The sequence below is a fragment of the Fibrobacter sp. UWH9 genome, from assembly GCF_900129715.1.
Taxonomy (GTDB): Bacteria; Fibrobacterota; Fibrobacteria; order Fibrobacterales; family Fibrobacteraceae; genus Fibrobacter.
This window is the reverse complement of the sequence record NZ_FQWP01000021.1, coordinates 1-21,367: the sequence shown is the minus strand read 5'-3', so window position 1 is coordinate 21,367 and position 21,367 is coordinate 1. Positions and strand designations below refer to the sequence as shown.

The following is a 21,367-nucleotide window of genomic DNA, read 5'->3' as shown; positions in this document are numbered from 1 at the left end:
ATTTATGTTCAAGTCCGTTCTTAGCAAGTCCCGCGCCTTACCTTGGAAAATCGGCGACCAGGTTCTCTCCTGCCAGCCCACCCCTCTCATTATGGGAATCGTCAACGTAACGCCGGATAGTTTCTTTGACGGAGGACAGCATAACACTCTAGACGCCGCCTTCCAGCATTCCATGAAGTTGCTCCAGGAAGGGGCTGTCATTCTGGACATCGGTGGCGAAAGCAGCCGTCCGGGAAGCGCTCCCGTAAGCGTACAGGAAGAACTGGACCGAGTCTGCCCGCTGGTAGAACGTCTGGCCAAGTTCGCTAAAAACAGCGACGCCCCCACCTTCTACATGTCCGTCGATACGGTGAAGTCCAAGGTCGCCCAGGAGACCATGAATCTTGGCGCCCACATCATCAACGACATCAGCGCCTGCGCCATGGACAAGGACATGCCTGCAGTCGTTGCAAAGACTGGAGCCAGTGTGGTGCTGAACCACATGCGCGGAAACTTCGGAACCATGCAGCAGGACTTCAAGCCCTACGAGAACGTGGTACAGGAAGTCCGCGAAGAACTGCTGGCCCAGGCAAAGCTCCTTCTGGACTTGGGCGTCGAACCTCAGAAAATCTGTCTGGATCCGGGCATCGGATTCGGCAAAACGGTACAGGACAACATTGACCTGATGAAGTCCGTGGAAGACATGCTGGAAGACGGCTACCCCGTTCTGATCGGCACCTCCCGCAAATCCTACATCGGCAAGATGGCGGGGCTCGAAACCAGCGACCGACTGATCCCCACCGTTACTGCAGGCATTGTGGCAGCCCTGGGCGGTGCAAGTATCATCCGCGTCCACGATGTAAAGGAAGCCAAGGAATCCATGCTCTATCTGGAGGCCATGAATGGTTCTGTTTAAACTGTTCGACATCATCGATGTCCGTATGGCGGACATCCTTGACGTCCTCTTGATTTCAATTATCCTCTACTACATCTTTTTGCTGTTCCGCGGAACCCGCGCAGCCCAGATGCTCTTTGGCGGATTGCTGTTGATCCTTGCCTGGATTATCGCCCAGTGGTGGGAACTGCACACCGTCGTGTGGCTCATCAGTAACCTGGCCACCCTGGGAATTATCGCCGTGGTGATCTTGTTCCAGCCCGAAATCCGAAGCGCGCTGACCCGAATCGGTATCGCAGCCAGTAAGCTGGACCTCCACAATTTCTTCTTCCACGCCAGCGGCCTGGATGACATTACCAAGACTATCGCCGCCGCAGTCCAGGACCTGGCAAAGACCCGCACCGGAGCGTTGATCGTTCTCGAGAAGCGAGTGGGCCTCAGGAACTACGCCGACACCGGTGAAATTCTCGACGCACGCATTAGCGCCCGACTCCTCCGCGCCCTGTTCTTCCCCAACTCCGCCCTTCATGACGGTGCCGTTATCGTAAACAGCAAGCGCATTGTTGCAGCAGGCTGTATCCTCCCCATGCCCACTGGCAACGCCGAAAAGGAAGCGGGCTACGGCATGCGCCACCGCGCCGCAAAGGCTCTGGCCGCCGAATGTGACGCCCTGGTCATCGTGGTCTCCGAAGAAACGGGCTACATCTCCATCGCCTACAGAAACTCCCTGCGCCGAAACATCAGCGTCCAGGAACTGAAGCAGGAAATCATCCGCCACTGGGGCGAACTCTTTAACGACGTTCGTGAAACCGGTAAGACGGAAGCCGCCGCAGAAAAAGCAGAATAAAGAAAGGAATTAAAGCATCATGGCAGAGAATCAAGAAAACAAGGGCACCGAAAGCAAATCTAGCCGCAAGAAAAGAAACGTTGTCGTACTCGTACTCATGTTCCTTTTGTTGGTCTGCCTTTTTATTGTGCAGTGCCACCTGGACCAGATGAAGCAGGAAGCCCTGGCCAAGGAACAGGAAACCGCCCTTGAAATGCAGCGTCGCCGCACCCTTGATAGCCTCCGTCAGCTGGAGCAGATGCGCGCAGACTCCATCCGCAGGGCCGATAGTCTCGCCGCCCTCGTAGTGGATACCGTTCCTGCCGACACTACCCCCGCCGTCGTGGAACCGGTAAAGCCCGCCCTGAACCGCGACAGCATCCGCCATGTCCGCGACAGCATCAAGCATGTAAACGACAGCCTGGCCGCCATCGAAAAGGCCCGTCAGGACAGCCTGAAGGCCGTAGCAGACAGTTTGGCCGAAGTAGAAAAGCGTCTGGCTGAAGAAGCCGAAAAGAAGCGCATCGCCGACTCCATCCGCGCCGCCGACCAGGTTCCGCCGGTTGCAGAAATCGCTCCCCCCGCAGGCCGTTACTACGATCCCATCAAGCTGAAGGTCAAGTGCGACGAAATCAAGTGCAAGACCTACCTCTCTGTTGGCGACACCAACAATCCTGTGGAAGCAGGCAAGGCCATCGAATACAACAAGACCGGTTCTGTGTTCTATTACGCCGTAGACTCCGTGGGCAACCGTACCCCCTGGGAAGAAGCCAAGTATGACATGGCCAGCGACAACGTCTGCGGAAAGAACGCCTACCCCGTTCCTGTTGGCGGTAAGCAGGTCTGCGTAGACGCCTACGAATATCCCAACTCCCCCGACGAACTTCCCAAGGACATGGTCTCCCAGGAAGAAGCCGTGGCCCTCTGCGCCAAGGAAGGTAAGCACCTCTGCTCTATCGATGAATGGCAGGCCGCCTGCCGTGGCAAGGACAACACCAAGTATTCCTATGGTGACACCTACAAGCAGAACAAGTGCAACACCAACACCAAGGCTGCCAAGCGCGTAGGCCGCAAGGAACAGTGCCGTAGCTGGTGGGGCATGTACGACATGAACGGAAACCTCTGGGAATGGACTTCTACCACAAGCAAGGATCACCCCAATATGTATCTGGTGGCCGGTGGTGCATGGAACACCAACAATGGAAGCAAGTGTACCGAAAGCAAGTTCAGCTTCTACCCCCAGAATCAGTACCCCTCCGTAGGCTTCCGCTGCTGCAAGTGAGTCATGAGTTTTCAGCTTTGAGCAACGAGTTTTATAATCGCGCCGAAGGCGCCATATTTTAACTCACAACTCATAGCTCACTACTCCAACAGCTCTACGTGCAGGTGTTCTGCATCGCCTTTTTCCCAAATTGCTCGGGCCTTGCCCTTAAGCTTATCTTCGACGCCGGTTACAACCATCCGGCGTTTTTCAATGGGAATGTTCTTAATACGGAAATCAATAGCCTTGTTAAAGTAGTGCTTAGAATTTCGGGCATGAAAAGGATAGTCATTACCGCTTGTGATTACGGGAATGTAATCATCCCCCATCACATTGTGGAAGACGTTCACCACCGTCAGACCCACCGTATCCATAACCGGTTCCAGGCTTTCAAGGTACACCCCCGGTTTCTGTCGGGTGCGGTTCAGCAAGAGACGGTGGACCTCTTCACCATTAAAGGCTCGGTTGTTCAGGTGGCGCAAATATTCCTCGGCAGACCAGGATTCCTCAACATAATTACTTTCAAACTTTGGGATGGGCCGACGATTGTCCTGAATTAGCTGGTAGACAAAAAATACCAGCGCAACAGCAATTACAGGCATTAAAAGATGAATATGTTTTAGAATAAACTGCATTTTACAATAGATTTCGCGTTTTCCAACGCCAAAAATACTATTTTAGAGACATGAAAAAGATTATCGCCCTCTCTATTACACTCTCTGCAGCAGCAACCCTCTTTACCGCATGCGGAAACGACTCCGCAAATTATGTGGGCCACTGGCAGGGTGAATCCAATATGGTTTTCGAAGTTTTGAGCAACGACAATCAGAACTTCACAATCCGCAACATCAATGGCGACCTTACCGCCAAGTTCGAAGACGGCAGAATCTGCGGCAAGAATTCCCTGGATATGCAGTATTGCATGACCGTCAAGGGCGACTCCGCTTACTATGAATTCGGCGGCATCACCACGGGTTACAAGCGTATCGGCCAAGCTGAATACGAACAGATCTTCGACAACCAGAAGAAGAGCATGCAGTAATCCTATAATACGGATTTTGCCGCTCTTTAAAAAATCTGACTTTATAAAGAAACCCCTCAGTAAAAATGAGGGGTTTCTTTTGTGCTTTAATCCAATATTATGGCAGCAGAACTACTCCAGTTTATTTGCGAATTCATCAAACCAGCTCACGAGCTTCAAAACCAAATTGGTCCAGCCTAGTTCTTGGCTTCGTTCAGCACTTCGACCACCAATTTTTCAACCATGGACTGGGAGGGAGCGCCGCTCCAGACACGCTTGATGTAACCGTTTTCATCCAGAAGCATCAAGGTGGGAACCGCCCTAATTCCATAGCGGCGCCACATTTCCTGGGTGGCATCGCGGTAGAGGGGGTACGGCGAAGCGTGCTGCTGCGCATAGAAGGCATTCAGAGTCTTTGTATCTTCGTTAGAAATACCGATGACTTCCAGGCCCTTGGAGGCGTACTTGCCATACACATTGGCCAGCACAGGCAAGGTCTTACGGCAAGGGCCGCACCATGTAGCCCAGAAGTCCAGCAAGGTGGCCTTGGGCTTGGCGTTGCGCTTTTCGCCATTCTTGTAGAAGTTGGCGCCGAATTCAGCCATCTTGCTTCCGATAGCGGAACCTGTCAGGCTGCTGATATCATCGGGGCGATCCGTAATCTTTACGGTCATGGGAATCTTCTTCCCTTCACGAACCACATCAATCTTGACGTTCGACCCCACCTTGCCCTTGGAAATAGCCTGCTGGATTTGTGCAACATCCTGAAGGGGCTGCCCCTGGACACCCACAATCTGGTCACCGGCCACCATGCCTGCGGTAAAGCAACCGGAACCGGGATGCACGCCAATAACCTGGAGGGCCAAGTGATTTTCGAAAGTTCCCTTCTTGAAGGTAACACCAAGCCAGGGCACGGCACAGGCAAAGCTGACCGCACAAAGAATCAAAAATGCAAAATTGCGATTCATGACGCCTCGCCCACCTACTTCAGAGTCGTCACCTTGGGATTATGATTGTCGTAATCCTGCAGGGTGGCATAACCCGTTTCCTTGAGGGCGGCAGCCAGTTCCTTACGCATGGAATGAGCGGCCATCCAGCGGAATGCCACCACAGAATAGCACTGCACGGCATCCACACCCATCTTGATCAGGTCAAACACCTTGAAGCCATGGTCGATACCGCCGCATGCGATCACGCTCATCTGGGGGTAATGTTCGCGGATATACTTTACGTTCCATACCATGTTCTCGTACAGGGGGCGGCCAGACATGCCACCGCAATCTCCATCGGCGCGGAGGGGCGTCAAGTCTTCGAACTTGGTCTGTACGGGAAGTTCGCTAATCTTCTTGGTGGGGTAAGTGTTGCCCACCACCACACCGTTCACGCCGCAGCGCACCAGCATATCCATGATGTTCACCAGATGGCGTTCAGAAAGGTCCGGGCTGATTTTAGCATAAACGGCCTTGCGCAAAGTCTGGGAATTGCGGAACTTCATGATTTCGCTGAAGATCTTTTCGGTGAGGGACAAGTCCATGTCTACGCGGGATTCACCGGTATTGGGGCAGCTCACGTTAATTTCTATGTAATCACCAGCCTTGTAGGCGATGGCAAAGCTTTCCACCACGTCCTTTAATTTATCTTCATCGTTGGTCAGGCCCGGAGTTTCGGCAACGGAAACACCGACACAGAGGCCAACCTTGTGGGCCTTGGCCAGCTGGGCGTCTACACGGCGGGCAATGACTTCGACACCTTCGTTATTCAGGCCCATGCTGTTATGAATGGCACGTTCCTCTTCGATGAAACCGACGCGGGGACGGTGGGTATTACCTTCGCGGAAGTTGCGGGTGGCAGTACCTACAGAAATACCGCCGAAACCCATATTGGCGTAGTCGCAAATGCGCTTGGCCGTCTTGTTGGCGCCGGCTGCCAGAATGATGGGGCAACCGAAATACAGGGAATTGCTATGGTCCGGGAAAGTGACCACGCGCTTGAGGGTCTTGCTCAAGTCGGGGCGGCCGCTCATAAAGGGAATGATGGGAGCAAACCTGGCGGCATGCTTCAGGGAGTCATGACGGAATTCCGGATTGTTGTGGAAAATCTTGCGGATCATGGCCAACACGCGGTCGCCAAAGTTCAGGTAGTATTCGTGATTTACACAATTGAATGCCATAATTACACCTTTTAATCGCCTTTTTATAGTCAGCGTCAATTATTACGCCTTTTAAAATAGAAAATATAAAGGCCTGACACTGCGCCCCATTTTTCTTTACTATTTTCATGTGTGGTTAAATCAGGTCAAAAACGCTAACTATATAACAAGACTTATGGAACAGCAGATCAAGAAAGCTATCAAGGCAAAAATGCCCACCTATATTCAGCAACTGAGCAAGCTGGTGAGCATTCCCTCCATCAGTTTCGACAATTTTGACCAGAAGTATGTTCTGGAATCCGCCGAGGCCGTCAAGCAGATGTTCGCCGAAGCAGGTCTCACCAACATCCAGTTCCTGACTCCGGAAAGCGGCCGCCACACGGTCTATGCCGAAAGCCTGACCTCTCCGGACAAGCCCACCATCTTGTTGTACGCCCATCACGACGTGCAGCCCCCCATGCGCGAGGCCCTCTGGAACACCAAGCCTTTTGAAGCAACCGTCAGTGCCGACGGAGAACGTCTCTTTGGCCGCGGCACCGCCGACGACAAGGCCGGCATCATTATGCACCTGGCCGCCCTGGAACAGGTCCGCGCCCTTAAGAAGAACGACGGCCCTAACCTGAAGTTCATTATCGAAGGCGAAGAGGAATCCGGCAGCGCAGGTTTCGCAGGCATCCTTAAAAAGCATGCCGAACTTTTGAAGGCCGATGCCGTAATCATCGCCGACCTGGGCAACTTCGCCAAGGGCACGCCCTCCATTACCACCACCCTTCGCGGCATGAGCGCCGTATCCGTGGAACTGAAGGCAACGAAGGCTCCCCTCCATTCCGGCTCCTGGTCAGGCCCCATTCCCGACGTAGGTCAGGTCCTTTGCCGCATGATCGCGGAGCTGACCGACGGTACCGGCAAGATCTTGATTCCCGGCTTTGAAGACGGACTGGTTCCGCCCACCGCCGAAGACTTGGCCTCTTACAGGAGCCTGGGCATGACCGAAGAAATCTTCCGCAACGACGGCGGCGTCCTGGATGGCGTCAAGCTGAAGTGTTCCGAAGATGAAATTTTGACGACCCTGTGGCGCAAGCCTAGCCTGGTGGTTACCGCCATGGAAGTGGGCAGCCGCATGAACGCAGGAAACGTTCTGCAAGACAGCGCCTACGCCCGCATCGGCATCCGTCTGGCCCCCGGCATGGACGCCGACCGCTGCACCCAGCTGCTGGTGGACTTCCTGAAGCAGCACGTTCCTTATGGAATCCAGTGCAACATCGTTACCGAAGACGGCGCCAACCCCTTCGTCACAGACACAAGTCACCCCTTCTTCAAGAAGATGAGCGATGCCATGACCGCCGCCTACGAAAGCGAGACCAAGATTATCGGTTGCGGCGCCAGCATCCCCGGTGCAGAACTTTTCCGCAGCACCCTGGGCAACATCCCCGTGCTGATGACCGGTCTTGAAGACCCCGAATGTAACGCCCACGGCGAAAACGAAAGCCTTTACCTGCCCGACTTCGAAAAGGGTATCGTAGCAGAAACCTTGTTCTTTGGAGGCCTCTGCTAGAGGATCACTTATGAAAAAACGCTTGGTTGTTTTAACTGGTGCAGGAATTAGCGCGGAATCCGGACTCAGGACATTCCGCGGTAACGACGGCATGTGGGAACACGAAAACATCGACGACGTATGCACCCCCGAAGGTTACTACCGCGACCGCAAGCGCGTCAAGGATTTCTACAACTTCCTGCGCATGGGTCTCAAGGAACACCAGCCCAACGCCGCCCACTACGCCCTGGCAGAACTGGAAAACCGTCTTGGCGACGAATTCCTGCTGATTACCCAGAACGTAGACGACCTGCATGAACGCGCCGGCAGCCGCCAGGTGTTGCATATGCACGGCGACCTGATGCGCCTGACCTGCGAACGAGACCCCAGACACCAGTTCGTATTCAAGGGCGAAGAAACCATGAAGACCATCTGTCCCTTCTGCGGTGCCATGAGCCGTCCGGACATCGTGTTCTTCGGAGAAACCCCGCAGTACATGGAAGAAATCCAGCAGGCCCTGGAAGAATGCGAAGAGTTTGTCTACATTGGCACCAGCAGTGTGGTCTACCCCGCCGCCGGTTTCAAGAGCCTGGCCCATTCCTACGGAGCCAAGGTTACCTGTCTGAATTTGGAAGTCCCCGCCAGCGACCCCTACACCGATGTAAGCATCCAGGGCAAGGCCAGCGTCATTGTACCGGAATGGTGCAAGAACTTTAAATAATTTGTGGACGTCAAAAAGTTTCCGCTAACCGGTTTTTATAGACCGTAGCAGAAAGCGATATGATCCGCTTCGGAGTCCTGACACCGGGGCGGTTTTTCGTTACCGCGGCAACGAGCCTGAGCGTCGGCGGAAAGCTTGGAGCAACGTTCGCATCGATCCGCAAAACGACAGCCAGACACAAAATCCTTGGGATGCGGCACAGAGCCCGGAATAGACTTCAGGTTCTTCATTTCGCTGTGACTTTCAGGAATGGCTGCCAGCAAGCCCTGGGTATAAGGATGCAGCGGATTGTTGATGACTTCACGGACAGGGCCCACTTCAACAATGCGGCCCGCATACATTACAGCCACGCGGTTGGCATACTGGGAAACGATACCCATGTTGTGGGTAATGAGCAGCACTGCGGTTCCAGTACTTTCGGCCATTTCCTTAAGCACCGCCAGAACCTGAGCCTGCACGGTCACGTCAAGAGCCGTAGTCGGTTCGTCGGCAATAATCAGCTTGGGCCTAGGCAGCAACGTCATCACGATGCAGACTCGCTGCAGCATACCCCCCGAAAGTTCATGAGGGTAAGAATTCAAGACACGATCCGGATCCGTAAAGCCGGCCAAGTTCAGCATGCGGCGAACTTCCGCTTCAGGGGCATCCTTCCCGGAGCCTACCATGGAACGTGCGCGGGCACTGAACTTGAAAACTTCCAGCAGCTGTTTCTTGATAGTCACCACCGGATTCAGGGCCTGCATGGGTTCCTGGAAGATGCACGCGATTTCGGAACCGCGAACCTTCTGAAGTTCCTTCAGCGGGAGTTTGGACAAGTCAATGCAAGATTCCTCGCTATCGCTCGGAATGACACATTGAGACTCGTTCTGAAAGACTCCTTGAGACGCGTTCTGAATGGCTCCTTGAGACGCGTTCTGAATGGCGCAGGGAGCAAACAGCACTTCTCCGCTGACAATTTTTGCGGAGGGCTGAGGCAGCAATCGCAAGATGCTCATGGCGGTCACGCTCTTACCGCAACCAGACTCCCCCACCAGCGCAAAGAATTCACCGGCATGGATGTCAAAGGAAACACCGTCCGTCACCTGCAGGCGGGCAGCCCCGAAGGCCACCGACAAATCCTTTACTGAAAGAACCGTGTTACTCATAGCGGTCTCCAGACTTGGGGTCCATGGCATCGCGAACACCTTCGCCTACAAAAGTGGTCAAAAGCAAGGTCACAAAGAGTGCCGCCACCGTACTTACAGAAATCCAGGGGGCGTAAAGATTATTCAATCCCTGGCTCATCAGTTCGCCCCAGCTAGGTGTAGGCGGCTGCAGACCGAAGCCAAGAAAATCCAGGGAGGTCAGGCTTCCGATTCCGCCAATCAAGGTAAAGGGGAACAGCGTCACCACAGGCGTCATGGCGTTGGGCAAAATTTCCTTGAAGAAAATATGACGATGTCCAAGTCCCAACACGCGGGCGGACTGCACATAGGTCATGCCGCGCAGCTTCATGAATTCGGCACGCATATAGTAGCTGAGCGAAATCCAGTTGAAAGCAGCCATAATCAAAATCAGAAGCCAGAAACTGCGGCCATAGATACTGCCAATAAGAATCACCACATAAAGCATGGGCAGCGAAGACCAGATTTCGATAATGCGCTGCATGCCGGTATCCCAGAACTTTCCAAGATAGCCCTGAATGCCACCAATGACGATTCCCAGGAACGTACCCAGAACCGTTAGCAGTAGACTAAAGCTGATACAAATCCTAAAACCATGAATCAAGCGGGCCAGAACGTCGCGGCCATTGGAATCCGTTCCCAGCCAATGCTTGGCGCTGGGGGCGAAAGGCGGCGCACCGTCATTATCCAGGTCGGCCTTCAGCGGGTCATGAGCCACAGGAGGCATAATGGTCCAGAGATCAGGACAGCCACCGGCTCGAGTAAAACCTTCGGCGGCATCTTCTTCGCATTCACGAACCGCAGCAAACAAGGCACCGTAATCGGCCTCGGTATCATAGCTACCGCCAAAGTCCTTGTCGCTATATCGGGCAAAGGCCGGGAAATAGCTCTTGCCATTGTAGCTCATGTACAGGGGTTCGTCGTTCACGGTCCAGGGGCTAGTCAACGAAAGCAGGTAAGCCGCCACAAGAACCACAAGCGACCAGAAAGCCCGACGATTCCTGCGGAAACGTCTCAGACGATTCAAGGTTTCTTGAGTCAATCGAACTTTCATGTGCCAAGCCCGCCCTAGTTAAACACCTTCTGCAAAAGGTTATAGAACTTGGTAAAGTCAACCGGCTTAGAAATATGCCCATCCATGCCGGCATTCACCGATTCCTGGACATCTTCGGCAAAGGCGTTTGCAGTCATTGCATAAATCTTGATGCAGGCCTTGAGCGGGTCAGACATTTGACGAATTCTGCGGGTCGTTTCATAGCCGTCCATGCGAGGCATCTGCACGTCCATCAAAATCAAGTCGTAGCTGCCAGACGGTTCACGTTCCAACCTTTCAAGGCATTCCATGCCGTCTTCGGAACATTCCACATGAACGCCAAAACTCTTCAGCATTTCTTCGGCAATCTCGCGATTCAACTTGTTGTCTTCTACAAGAAGGATTCGCTTGCCCTGAAGGTTAGCAATGTACTTCGGCGAATTCTTACCATCACCCACGCTATCGCTTTCTGCAACACGGTGAGGAGTTTTCACCACGACCTTGGTACCTTCGCCAACCTTACTGTTCACCTCGATGGAACCACCCATCAAGTCCACATACTTCTTGACGATACTCAGGCCAAGGCCAGAACCAACGACACCGCTAATCGTCGCAGACCGTTCGCGTTCAAAATCTTCGAATATATGAGGCAGGAAACTTTCTGATATACCCACACCGTTGTCTTCAACGGTAGTCACCATATAGCACCAGCCTTCCTTTTCGTGAGGCATTTCGCGGAAGTTCACTCTGACAGTTCCAGCGTTCTCGGTATACTTCACCGCATTGCTGACCACATTCAGAATCACCTGCTGGACTTTAACCTTGTCGCAGAAAATATACTTGTGACCCATGTTTCTGGACACCAGAAGCATGATATTCTTTTCTCGAGCCGTTTCTTCGAAGGTCACGGCAACTTCGCCTGTCAGTTCGGCCACCACAGTGGGAGACTCTTCCAGAAACACTTCGCCCGATTCAATGCGAGCCATGTTCAGCACGGAGTTAATCAAGCCCATCAGCTGCTTGCCGGACATCTGGATATTATTCAGACAGCGAGAAAGTTTTTCAGTCTGTTCGGGAGGCAGACCCAGTTCCCACAAATACTGCAGGGCCAACGTATCATAGCCAAGCACCGCATTCATAGGTGTGCGGATGTCATGACTCATGTTGAACAGGAACTTCGACTTGGCTTTATCGGCAGAGCGAGCCTTTTCCAGGGCGGTTTCCAGAGCGATTCGCTGTTCCAGTTGTTTCTTCTGCTTTGAACGTTCCAACTCCATGGTTTCGTCAAAGTTCTTGAAGCCCATCACAAATTCCGGACGAATCTTGGAAGGTCTTACGAAAAGAGCCTGGATATAATGGGTCGTACCGTTCCCCTGGGTACGGAATACGAAATCAAACTGAGACCTGTTGGCAAAAGCCTCCTTCACCTTTTCAAGGGTCAACACCTGATCAAACAAGGCCTTGTCTTCGGGAATAACCATACGGTTGGCGTACACAGCCATGATCTGATTATACTTGGCGTCTCCGCTAAAGAGAGCGCCAGCCTTCTGAACGAGAATGGGGGCAATACGGATGCACTGGTTTTCACCCGTATCCAGATTCACTTCGAAGACACTGCCGTACGATTCCGCCAAGGCGCCGACCACACTCTGGAAGTGGTCCCTGTTTTCTGTATGGATCATGCGGTTGGCCCGGTTCATCAAGTAGATTACCAGGAAAACAATCAAGACGATGATCAAGGCTATTAGAAGGGCGCCAACCACAACCTGGATAGAAACCTTTGAAATTTCTTCCGGAGGGACCAGGACCACAAGGTAAAATCCGTAATCGCCAATGGCATAAACACCGGCTACGTGGGCACCGTTCTCGTCGCCATAGGTGAACTCAACAATGGAATCATCCAAGGCGGCCTTACGGAACAAGTCCATATTGCGATCGGCAAAATTACCAGTCAGCACAGACCTGAACGGGAGGCCATATTCCGCCTCATCCAGAGAAGAGACCACGTTCAACTTGGAATCCAGAATATATTCGTACGCACGGCGGTTACTCAAGGAGGAATCAAGCAAATGGCGTAATTTTGTACGGCCACCCATGGAGCCCACCAGATAGCCCACAACAGAATCCTTAAATGTTACGGGCTGTACAAATCCTGCTAGGGCCTGCAAACTCCTCTTGGACTTCAGAATGGAGAAGACGTTGTTCTTTCTGGAAATGGCTTCCCTATAGAGGGGTTCATCATAAAGATCGAACTGATTGTCTTCGCTTACAAGGACCCCATCGAGCCTAAGGAAGTCCACATAGTCAAAAAAGTCCTCACTATTTTCCGCCACCTCTTTAACAGCAGCCGGCGTAACGGGCAAACTCTTTAGCCGACGAGAGAGTTCCGAAGCCATCAACTGAACCTTTACGCGGGATGCATCCAGATGATGATTCAGCAGTTCCGATTTCTGCTTAACTTCCCATGCGACATACATTTCAATCTGTCTCACATGAGCTTCACGGACAATGTATGCAAAAAAAGCGGCAGCGATAAAAACGCCAACGGCAACAGAAGTCGCAAGTAAAAACTTGGGATTCATGTCCATCGGTCTGTTGTTCTTTTTGTCTTCCATAGGAGGCCCTTTTTCGCACACAATAATAACAAATTTCTAATATGTAGTCGTATGAGAGAAAAGACGATTGAGCACAAGAAAGAGAAAGACCAGAAGGAACGTTGCATTTTGGTTGGTATCGCCACTCCAAAAGTGCGTCCCTGGCTCGCCACCGAACAATTGGCGGAACTTGGTCGACTGGCAGAAACTGCCGGAGCTGAAGTTGTGCAAAGCTTTTTACAGAGGGTTCAGCAATTCAATGCCGCTACCCTTATTGGAGAAGGCAAGGTAAATCAGGTAAAACAAGCCCTTGAAGAAAACGACGCCAAGATGGTGGTTTTCGACGATGATCTATCCGGTTCCCAGGTCCGCAACCTGGAACAGAGAATGCCGGGAATCAAGGTCCTTGACCGCACAGGGTTAATCCTGGACATTTTCGCAAAGCATGCCGTTACCGCCGAAAGCCGCCTCATGGTAGAAGTGGCCCAGTTGCAGTATATGATGCCCCGCCTTACCGGTGCGTGGACCCACTTGTGTAGACAACATAACGGCGGTATTGGAACCAAGGGCCCTGGCGAAACCCAGCTGGAAACGGACCGTCGACTGATCCGCAAGCGCATACAGGAACTGAAGAAAAAACTTGAAAAAATCGAGGACGCCCGCGAAAGCCAGGCGGAAAACCGCAACGACATCTTTCACGTCGGCATCGTTGGTTACACCAACGCCGGTAAGAGTACTCTTACCAACCGGCTCACCGGTGCCGACGTCTACGTCGAAGACAAGCTCTTCGCCACTCTGGACAGCACCACCCGCAAGCTGTTCCTTGACGGCGAGAACATCATCCTCTCCGACACCGTGGGCTTTATCCGCAAACTCCCCCACAACCTGATCGAAACTTTCAAGAGCACCCTGGGAGTGGCCGCCCACGCCGACTGCATCCTGGAAGTGGTTGACGGAAGCGCACCCGACTACCGCGAACATCTGGAAGTCACCCACAAGACTCTGGAAGGTATCATCAGCAAGGACACACCCCGCCTCCGCGTATTCAACAAGGTGGAAGTCTGCGACGAAGCCCGCCGAAACGAACTGCTTGAAAACTATCCCGAAGCCATCCAGGTCAGCGCCCGCGAAAACATCGGCATGGAACGCCTGCGAGAAGCCTTCAGGGAGCAGCTATCCAACTGGCACAAGAAGCGAGAAGCACAAGCAGAAAAAATCAAGGAAGAAGCAGAATCACCATGGAAGAGTGAAGAGTTATGAGTTATGAGTTATGAGTTATGAGTTATGAGTTATGAGTTATGAGTTATGAGTTATGAGTTATGAGTTATGAGTTATGAGTTATGAGTTAAAATATGGCGCCTTCGGCGCGACTATTTAGCTGAAAGGAGCCGCAGGCTCCGCCCTCGTACCTGACACCTCATACCTAACTTTGGCGCCTTCGGCGCGATTATTTAGCTGAAAGGAGCCGCAGACTCCGACCTCGTACCAGATACCTAAAAATTATGAACAAAGAAGAACTTAAAGAAAAGTATGGCAAGAAGCGCGTCCCTCACCAGTGGCGCGGTACCGACTTCATCTCCGCACAGATTTGCACCTTTTTCGGTTCGGGCATGAGCCCCAAGGCCCCCGGCACCATGGGAAGCCTGGCCGCCGCCATCGTCGCCTACCCCATGGCATTGCTATTTGCCAAAATCGGCACACCCGACCTGGGCATCCGCGGAACATCCGCCGGTCTGAACAGCGCCTTCCTTATCGCCGCCATCTTCGTATTCTTCGCCGCCATCCCTTTTGTCAAGAAGGCCATGAAGGATACGCAGACCGAAGATCCGGGCTGGATTGTCATTGACGAAGTCTGCGGCATTTTCATGTCGTTAGCATTTATTTCTAATGCAAGTATACTCGCCCATCCCTGGACCCTTGCAGTGGCCTTCGGACTGTTCAGATTCTTCGACATCCTGAAGCCCCTAGGTATCCACAAGTTCGAAGCCTTCCCCGGAGCATGGGGCGTCATGGCAGATGACTTGCTGGGCGGTATTTACGCAGGCATCCTCATGGGCGCCATCGCATTCGGAATCGGACTTTAATCAGCCGCGCCAGAAGGTAAAGGAACGGCCCTCGATTTTCTTACTTTCGTAGGTACAGCCGTCGGCCTGTCTATAAAGGTCATCAAAGTCAACCTTGCCGCCCCTAAAGAAGGTGGCACCAAGGCTTACGGCAATATTGTAATCTTCAAGGCCTTCAATAGAGACCTTATTCAGTTCCGTAAAGAATCGTCCAATGGCCTGTGCACCCAACTCCTCGTTGGTCACCTTGCTCAGGAATACCATAAATTCATCGCCACCTAGACGCAGCAGCACATCGACGTCACGAAAGGCCCTCTGCATGGCATCGGCTACAGCCACAATCACCTTGTCACCAGCCTGGTGGCCATAATTGTCGTTGATGGACTTAAACTTGTCTATGTCAAACAGGCAAAGCATTCCCTGCAGGCGGTCGTGCATCTTTTCCTTGATCTTGGAAACGCCACCGTTGCGGTTGTAAAGGCCAGTCATGGCATCGGTTTCCGCCTGGGAAATCAAGGCCTTTTCACGCTGCTTCTGTTCGCTGATATTTTCCACCGCAAAAATCACGTAGCGGGGCAATTCATCTTTTTTGTCAAAGTCCACGTTCACATAACGGGCGCGGCACCACATCCCGCTCTGCGAAAGGAATTCATGAGTAATGGTCGTCTTCCCTTTCAGACGTTCCTTCAAAGTCCCTAAGTCCAGGAACTTCTTTGCGTTTTCAAGAAAATCGGGATCCACAGTCTGCAAGGCACCATGATGTAACATCTGCTCCACATGAGGGCCCATGGCACCATAAGGCTTCAGGGCATCTACATCATTACGAAGTTCCATGAACATCCCGGTATCAAGGTCTGCATGATACATGGTAACGTAAATATTGGAAATGGACTTCAAATATTTCGTCAGCTGTTCCTGGTTCGTCAATTCATTAACTCGATACTCAAACACAAAACGTTCCAGCTTCATTCGGGTCATGTAGGTTCCAAGAATCAAGCCCACGCTACTGTAGACCACCATGTTCACAATTTCAAGATTCACCATTTCGGCGGGCTTGAAAATCTTCACAAGATGAATGAACAGCAATTCCAAAACGAAATACAGGATCGCCAATCGATAAGGGCGGTCTGTAAAGAACATGGGCACGATGGCGAACATGACCAAAAGCGAAATGGTCAGCTGGTTTGGCGAACATACAAAGGCCAACAGGAATCCAAAGCCGAACAGAACACAGTCAAACAGGTATATCAGCCAAGGCAGCAACCTGGGCTTGCGGGGAACCAGATAGTAGTTGGCGAAGTAAATAATCAGCGATAGAACCAGGCCAAAACTGTAACCGAAATTCTGGTCAATCTTAACTTCAATCTGGAATGAACGGGAAAGCAACAGGGCCGTAGCAAACAGCACCACCGCGATCCTTGAAAAAGCATGAAGGGCCGCCTGGTTATTACGGTCCATAGCCGTCTTAATCTTGGGAAACTCCCTAGGATCAATACAAGCATACAGGATGTAGCTGCGCAACCATTCAAAAAATCGTTTCATCGGTTTTAAAGTAAATAAAAAAATATCCGTGGGAACATTTTCCAATCAACTTCATAGGAAAATCATCTAAAAAAAGGTATTTTTGGCCTAATTTGGAGTGAATAGATCTATTCTTCGGCTTGCAGGGGGTAATCGAACTGAATTGCCCTGTGAGTCGCAATCTTATCGAACTTGACTTCGTAGTATAAGTTCTCGGCATCGACACCAACCACGGTACCCGCCCCCATAATCTTGTGAACGACACGGTCCCCTTCCCCAAACCTGGCAATGGGAGCTTTCTTGCCGACAACACCATCCACACCGGATTCGCCATCCAGATTCTCGCCCAGTTCGCGGTTGCGATCCACCTCGGCAATATGTTCCTTGGCGGCGCGGTACCATTCCTCGGTAAAACCCTGAACCACATCCAGGTCGTCCATATCCATTTCCAGCAGGAACCGTGACGGGTAGCGACATTGGACATCGCCACCGGCGCTATCTTCGGAATCGCTGATGCACAGCACATTTTCGGCGCGGGTCAGAGCCACATAGGCCAGACGGCGTTCCTCTTCTAGCTGAGCCTTGTTCTTGACACGCTTTACCGGGAAGCAGCCTTCGTTAAGGCCGCAGACAAACACATAAGGGAATTCCAGGCCCTTGGCGTTGTGGATGGTCATGAGCTGAACCTTATCCTTGCGGACTTCTGCAGATTCAGCGGATGAGTCAGAGGAACCGCCCGCCCCATCGCCGGCTCCATCCCCCAAGCCATCGCTATTTGTGAACAGCACGATGTTCTGGAGGTATTCATCAAGGGTAGCATATTCTTCGAAGTTCTTTTCGAACTCCATGACGCCCTGCTTAAGTTCGGCAAGGTTACCCAGGCGGTCTTCGTCACCATCCAGGCGAAGCATTTCTTCGTAGCCGGTTTCGCGGAGCATCTTGGTCAGCACATCGCTGACGGCCATATCGCGGTAAAGCCCGCGGTACTTCTCGATCAGCTTGACGAACTCGCCCACCTTGGTGCGGGCCATGAAAGCGGCACAATCCAGGTCAGGCTTTACAGCATCATTTTCGACGGCGGCATTTTCCGCCTCGGCGGCCACATAAATTTCTAGAAGGGCATCGTAAAGATTCAGCCCGCGGCTAGTGGCGTAATTCTGCAAGATAGCCTGCTTCTTAGGGCCAAACATGCGCTTGGGCGTATTCACCACACGCAAAAAACTCAAGTCGTCGCCGTATACCAGCATACGCAAGTAGCAAAGCACATCCTTCACTTCCTGGCGCTGGTAAAATCCGATACCGCTGTAAACCTTGTAAGGCAAGTCCGAAGACATCAGCGCTTCTTCTACAGAGCGGGACTGGGAATGCATACGGTAAAGGACTGCGATATCCTTGGGACTGACGCCGTTATCGATTGCCTGCTTGATCCGTTCCACAATCCATTCCGCCTCTTTGCGGGTGTTCTTGGCGTGGTAAAACACAGGCGTCTTGCCGCCGGCCCTGGTGGGCTTCAACACCTTCTGAATACGGAACTCGTTATTCTTGATAACGGAATCCGGGATTTTCAGGATCGAGGGCGTCGAACGGTAATTGTTCTGCAGAAGGATTGTCTTGCAGCCTTCGTGGTGGCGGTCAAAATCAAGAATGCGGTTGACATCGGCCCCCCGCCAGGTATAAATCGTCTGGTCCGGGTCCCCCACAACAAAAAGATTCTTGTGGTAGCTGCAAAGCAGTTCCGCCAGGCGGTACTGCTGACCGTCAATATCCTGGAATTCATCCACCATCACATACATCATGCGCTTGGCCCACTTCTCCCGCTTTTCGGGGAAGCGTTCCAGAATATAAAGCGTTACCAGAATGAGGTCATCAAAATCCAGCGCAAAATTTTTGCGCTGTTCATATAGGTAGCGGTAATAAACCCGATGCCACTTATCAGGCGCAGCCTCCACCAATTCCAAAAGGCCTTCGGCATCCTTGTCGGCAAACAGGGAAACATAATCCGCCTCGTTGGCCTTGCGACCGCCAATGAAATCCATGACGCTACTGATCTTAAGGTCGTTCAGGTGCAGGCCCAGTTCGGCATAGCACTTCTTTAGCAAGGTCTTCTGATCGTCTTCGTCAAGAATCATGAATTCCTTGGGATAATTCAGCACATGAATATCTTCGCGAAGGAACTGTACGCAAAAACCGTGGAAGGTGGAAATATAACCGGAATCGTCGCCCTTGAGCATGGTGCGGATCCGGTTCTTCATTTCGCCGGCGGCCTTGTTGGTAAAGGTAACGCAAAGAATATTGGATGGAGAAATCCCCAGCTCCCTAGCCAGATACAGATAGCGATGGGTAAGCGTGCGGGTCTTGCCGGAACCAGCCCCGGCAATCACACGAATAAAGCCCTCGGTATTTTCAACAGCCTCGCGCTGTTCTGCGTCTAGTTTAGAAAGCAAATCCATACTGCACAAAAATACACTTTAACAAAGGCTCTGTCAAGTCACCCCGTACACATTTGAGCAACCAGCATAAAAAGTCCGTTTTGTCAGCCTGTCGAAAACTGCATTTTTACTCCAGAAACGCCATTTCAAGGCTGTTTATTAGCTTCGGCGCCAAAGCATATTTACAGTAGGTTTGCAGCATACAGTCTGGACTGACAGAGCCTGCAGTTAGAATACAGCTAACAAAACGCGTTTATGCAATCTGACCCTGGCCGTACGAAAAAACTTGACAGAGTTATCCGATTAGTAATCTTTTGCGCACCGGACGGACGCCCCGTTGACTTTCTTTAGAGCCGCTGGTTTATTCACATGACTGTCGGCAACAAACACCATCCGACCAAACAGCTCTGGTTTAAAGTCTTCATTTTTATCGTATTCACCGGGAATCCAGTGATAAGCATATTTGCCTATATCTAGGAAATCACACCGTTTTTCATCATCGTGAGTATTCTGTAATTCTAGATCCCCTGCCGGCAGAAGGGAGAATCCGCGTTGGTTGCTCCCCCACAGGACTGCCCCCAAATAATTGGCACCATTACGCGATATGCTTCCCTTCATAATCAAGCCCCATTCTTCTTGATTCATCACATGCCAGCCCTCGGGGCATATTCCTTGATGGAGGACATACGTAATTCCATTTTTGTAGAAAGATACAGGATTACTCATCAAATCAAACTCCATCGGGCACTTGCTTGTGCCAATGCCAAAGCTGTCGCAGGCGGCAGGGAAATTCATGGCGCTAGCCCAGGTGTAAAGCCCGCCGAAGCCGTTGTCGCAGTACCACGGGTCGTCGTCGTAGCAGAATTTCGTGGAGTCGGTCATCTGGGCCCCGGCATCAATCATCTTCCCGTAATTCAGGTTCTGCGCAAAAAAAGTAATGGAGTCAAGTTCTTCAAAACCCATTTCATAACGAATGGTCTTGTACACCTGGCCGTCGCGCGGGTCGGTGAACTCGCCGTAGCTGTAGCCCTGGTCGTTCACAAACAGCTCGCTCATGTCGTAATACTTGCTACTGCTGCTCGAACGGGCAACAGAACTGCTGGATTGTAGAATCCAGTGACCGTTTATGCAAAAATAAGTTTGACCTGTTTTCATGAAATACTGAGACCATCCTTCATATTCGCTGTCGCAAAGCGAGTCTACCAGCACAAAGCTGTTCGAGCTAATCCCGACATCGCTAACCGCTCCCGACGATGCCGCCACAGAACTGCAAGATCCCCGGTCGGTGCCGGGGATGACACTGCTGCTGGAGGCGGCACTTTCGCTCGATTTTGCGGAGCTTCCCTTGCTCGAGGAGCTCTTCTCGGATTCCTTGGCTTCGCCAGCTGTGACACTTGTGCTGGAGGCGGCGTCGAGGCCTTCGTCGTCGCTCGAGTTCATGGAAATTTCGTCGCTTGCGCCACTCCCGGAGTCGCCTCCGCAGGCGGTGAAGGAGAAAGTCAACATGGCGCACAGGGCAAGGCAAAAAATTCTGAGCAGGTTCATTCAAATATCCTTGTCATAACTCGTTTAAAAAATTTATATGTGAGCATCATTTTTACGCAGCGAGCACATCAAGAGCCTCGGTTCGAGAGACTCGATCTTGTAATTGTTACGGTTTTTCTTGGACTTTTTGTTCTTCTTGTTGAGTTTAGACAAAGAATCCCTCTCGCCTTTCAAAGGAAAGGCTTTGTTAATTTGTTTAAAATCTTGTTATAATTAGTAGTTTTTTACACAGCGGATGGAAAAGCCCTGAGTCTTTATACCTCTAAAAGTTCTGTTGAACTCATCCGTTCGAACCGACACTCGATATGAGCAATCATCATATTCTGGATACTGTTGCGGCAGCCAATATAACGCAGAATTTGAAATGTATCCATACTCTAGAGCTACAGGATTCCAATACCCCGCAGGCAGTATCGACAGGCCGTAGTTGTTGCTACCGAAGCCGGCGACCTTCGAGCCCATGTAGAGCGCGACGCTGCGACTGCTTGTTTCAGACAAAAGCGCCCATATATCCGAATTCATCACATGCCACCCCTCGGGGCAAATGCCTTGATGCTGGAGAAAATTGATATATCCGTCGAGTTTTTCATTCTTATTGCTATAGTCAAACTTATTAGGACATTTTTCCGAAGC

At 51.8% G+C, this 21,367-nt stretch carries 18 protein-coding genes; 8 read left to right on the top strand and 10 right to left on the bottom strand.

The window, feature by feature from the left end; translation table 11 throughout:
- Nucleotides 1–4 precede the first annotated feature (4 nt).
- From folP to BUB94_RS13460, 3 genes are read left to right on the top strand one after another with little or no spacing between them, the layout of a single operon-like run.
- On the top strand, nucleotides 5–895 hold the full coding sequence (gene folP, locus BUB94_RS13470) for a dihydropteroate synthase (protein ID WP_073237937.1): 891 nt from the start codon (nucleotides 5–7) through the stop codon (nucleotides 893–895).
- On the top strand, nucleotides 882–1,721 hold the full coding sequence (cdaA, locus tag BUB94_RS13465; protein WP_073161411.1) for a diadenylate cyclase CdaA: 840 nt from the start codon (nucleotides 882–884) through the stop codon (nucleotides 1,719–1,721). The genes folP and cdaA overlap by 14 nt, the downstream gene beginning before the upstream one ends.
- Before the next feature lie 19 nt (nucleotides 1,722–1,740).
- Nucleotides 1,741–2,982 (top strand): formylglycine-generating enzyme family protein, encoded by a 1,242-nt coding sequence (locus BUB94_RS13460; RefSeq protein WP_073237934.1) that lies wholly within the window; start codon nucleotides 1,741–1,743, stop codon nucleotides 2,980–2,982.
- A gap of 80 nt (nucleotides 2,983–3,062) precedes the next feature.
- Here BUB94_RS13460 and BUB94_RS13455 read toward each other — a convergent pair whose 3' ends face one another.
- Nucleotides 3,063–3,563, bottom strand: a complete 501-nt coding sequence (locus BUB94_RS13455) for a hypothetical protein (protein WP_073237931.1) — start codon at nucleotides 3,561–3,563, stop codon at nucleotides 3,063–3,065.
- Between the two features lie 83 nt (nucleotides 3,564–3,646).
- Here BUB94_RS13455 and BUB94_RS13450 point away from each other — a divergent pair, with 83 nt between their 5' ends.
- Nucleotides 3,647–4,003, top strand: coding sequence for a hypothetical protein (locus tag BUB94_RS13450; RefSeq protein WP_073161408.1), 357 nt, complete (start codon nucleotides 3,647–3,649; stop codon nucleotides 4,001–4,003).
- Between the two features lie 176 nt (nucleotides 4,004–4,179).
- On the opposite strand, the gene BUB94_RS13445 is transcribed toward BUB94_RS13450, so the two are convergent.
- Together BUB94_RS13445 and BUB94_RS13440 are read right to left on the bottom strand one after the other, a co-directional pair.
- Nucleotides 4,180–4,950, bottom strand: coding sequence for a redoxin domain-containing protein (locus BUB94_RS13445; RefSeq protein ID WP_073161407.1), 771 nt, complete (start codon nucleotides 4,948–4,950; stop codon nucleotides 4,180–4,182).
- Nucleotides 4,951–4,964: 14 nt separating this feature from the next.
- Nucleotides 4,965–6,152 (bottom strand): beta/alpha barrel domain-containing protein, encoded by a 1,188-nt coding sequence (locus BUB94_RS13440; protein WP_073237928.1) that lies wholly within the window; start codon nucleotides 6,150–6,152, stop codon nucleotides 4,965–4,967.
- Nucleotides 6,153–6,306: 154 nt separating this feature from the next.
- Here BUB94_RS13440 and BUB94_RS13435 point away from each other — a divergent pair, with 154 nt between their 5' ends.
- Both BUB94_RS13435 and BUB94_RS13430 read left to right on the top strand, forming a co-directional pair.
- Nucleotides 6,307–7,686, top strand: a complete 1,380-nt coding sequence (locus tag BUB94_RS13435; protein WP_073237926.1) for a M20/M25/M40 family metallo-hydrolase — start codon at nucleotides 6,307–6,309, stop codon at nucleotides 7,684–7,686.
- A 10-nt stretch (nucleotides 7,687–7,696) separates the two neighbouring features.
- A complete protein-coding gene (locus BUB94_RS13430; protein ID WP_073161404.1) occupies nucleotides 7,697–8,386 on the top strand; it encodes an NAD-dependent deacylase in 690 nt (229 codons plus the stop codon).
- A 35-nt stretch (nucleotides 8,387–8,421) separates the two neighbouring features.
- Here the strand turns inward: BUB94_RS13430 and BUB94_RS13425 are convergent, their stop codons facing one another.
- Genes BUB94_RS13425 through BUB94_RS13415 form a run of 3 tightly spaced genes read right to left on the bottom strand, consistent with a single transcriptional unit; the run spans nucleotide 8,422 to nucleotide 13,197 of the window.
- Complete coding sequence (locus BUB94_RS13425) at nucleotides 8,422–9,531, bottom strand: ABC transporter ATP-binding protein (RefSeq protein WP_073237923.1); 1,110 nt, start codon at nucleotides 9,529–9,531, stop codon at nucleotides 8,422–8,424.
- On the bottom strand, nucleotides 9,524–10,603 hold the full coding sequence (locus BUB94_RS13420) for an ABC transporter permease (RefSeq protein WP_073237920.1): 1,080 nt from the start codon (nucleotides 10,601–10,603) through the stop codon (nucleotides 9,524–9,526). The genes BUB94_RS13425 and BUB94_RS13420 overlap by 8 nt, the downstream gene beginning before the upstream one ends.
- Nucleotides 10,604–10,617: 14 nt before the next feature.
- Complete coding sequence (locus tag BUB94_RS13415; RefSeq protein ID WP_073237917.1) at nucleotides 10,618–13,197, bottom strand: hybrid sensor histidine kinase/response regulator; 2,580 nt, start codon at nucleotides 13,195–13,197, stop codon at nucleotides 10,618–10,620.
- 51 nt (nucleotides 13,198–13,248) lie between these two features.
- On the opposite strand from BUB94_RS13415, the gene hflX reads away from it, so the two are divergent.
- The gene (gene hflX / locus BUB94_RS13410) at nucleotides 13,249–14,436 is read left to right on the top strand and encodes a GTPase HflX (protein ID WP_073237914.1); all 1,188 of its coding nucleotides are present in this window, start codon (nucleotides 13,249–13,251) and stop codon (nucleotides 14,434–14,436) included.
- A 242-nt stretch (nucleotides 14,437–14,678) separates the two neighbouring features.
- Nucleotides 14,679–15,260 (top strand): phosphatidylglycerophosphatase A family protein, encoded by a 582-nt coding sequence (locus tag BUB94_RS13405; protein WP_073161399.1) that lies wholly within the window; start codon nucleotides 14,679–14,681, stop codon nucleotides 15,258–15,260.
- On the opposite strand, the gene BUB94_RS13400 is transcribed toward BUB94_RS13405, so the two are convergent.
- The 4 genes from BUB94_RS13400 to BUB94_RS13385 form a co-directional block, all read right to left on the bottom strand.
- The gene (locus tag BUB94_RS13400; protein ID WP_073237911.1) at nucleotides 15,261–16,781 is read right to left on the bottom strand and encodes a sensor domain-containing diguanylate cyclase; all 1,521 of its coding nucleotides are present in this window, start codon (nucleotides 16,779–16,781) and stop codon (nucleotides 15,261–15,263) included.
- Nucleotides 16,782–16,888: 107 nt separating this feature from the next.
- Nucleotides 16,889–19,210, bottom strand: coding sequence for an ATP-dependent helicase (locus BUB94_RS13395; protein ID WP_073237908.1), 2,322 nt, complete (start codon nucleotides 19,208–19,210; stop codon nucleotides 16,889–16,891).
- A 282-nt stretch (nucleotides 19,211–19,492) separates the two neighbouring features.
- Nucleotides 19,493–20,734, bottom strand: coding sequence for an FISUMP domain-containing protein (locus BUB94_RS13390; RefSeq protein ID WP_073237904.1), 1,242 nt, complete (start codon nucleotides 20,732–20,734; stop codon nucleotides 19,493–19,495).
- A 213-nt stretch (nucleotides 20,735–20,947) separates the two neighbouring features.
- The coding region (locus BUB94_RS13385; RefSeq protein ID WP_217653140.1) for a fibrobacter succinogenes major paralogous domain-containing protein at nucleotides 20,948–21,367 on the bottom strand (420 nt) is incomplete at its 5' end.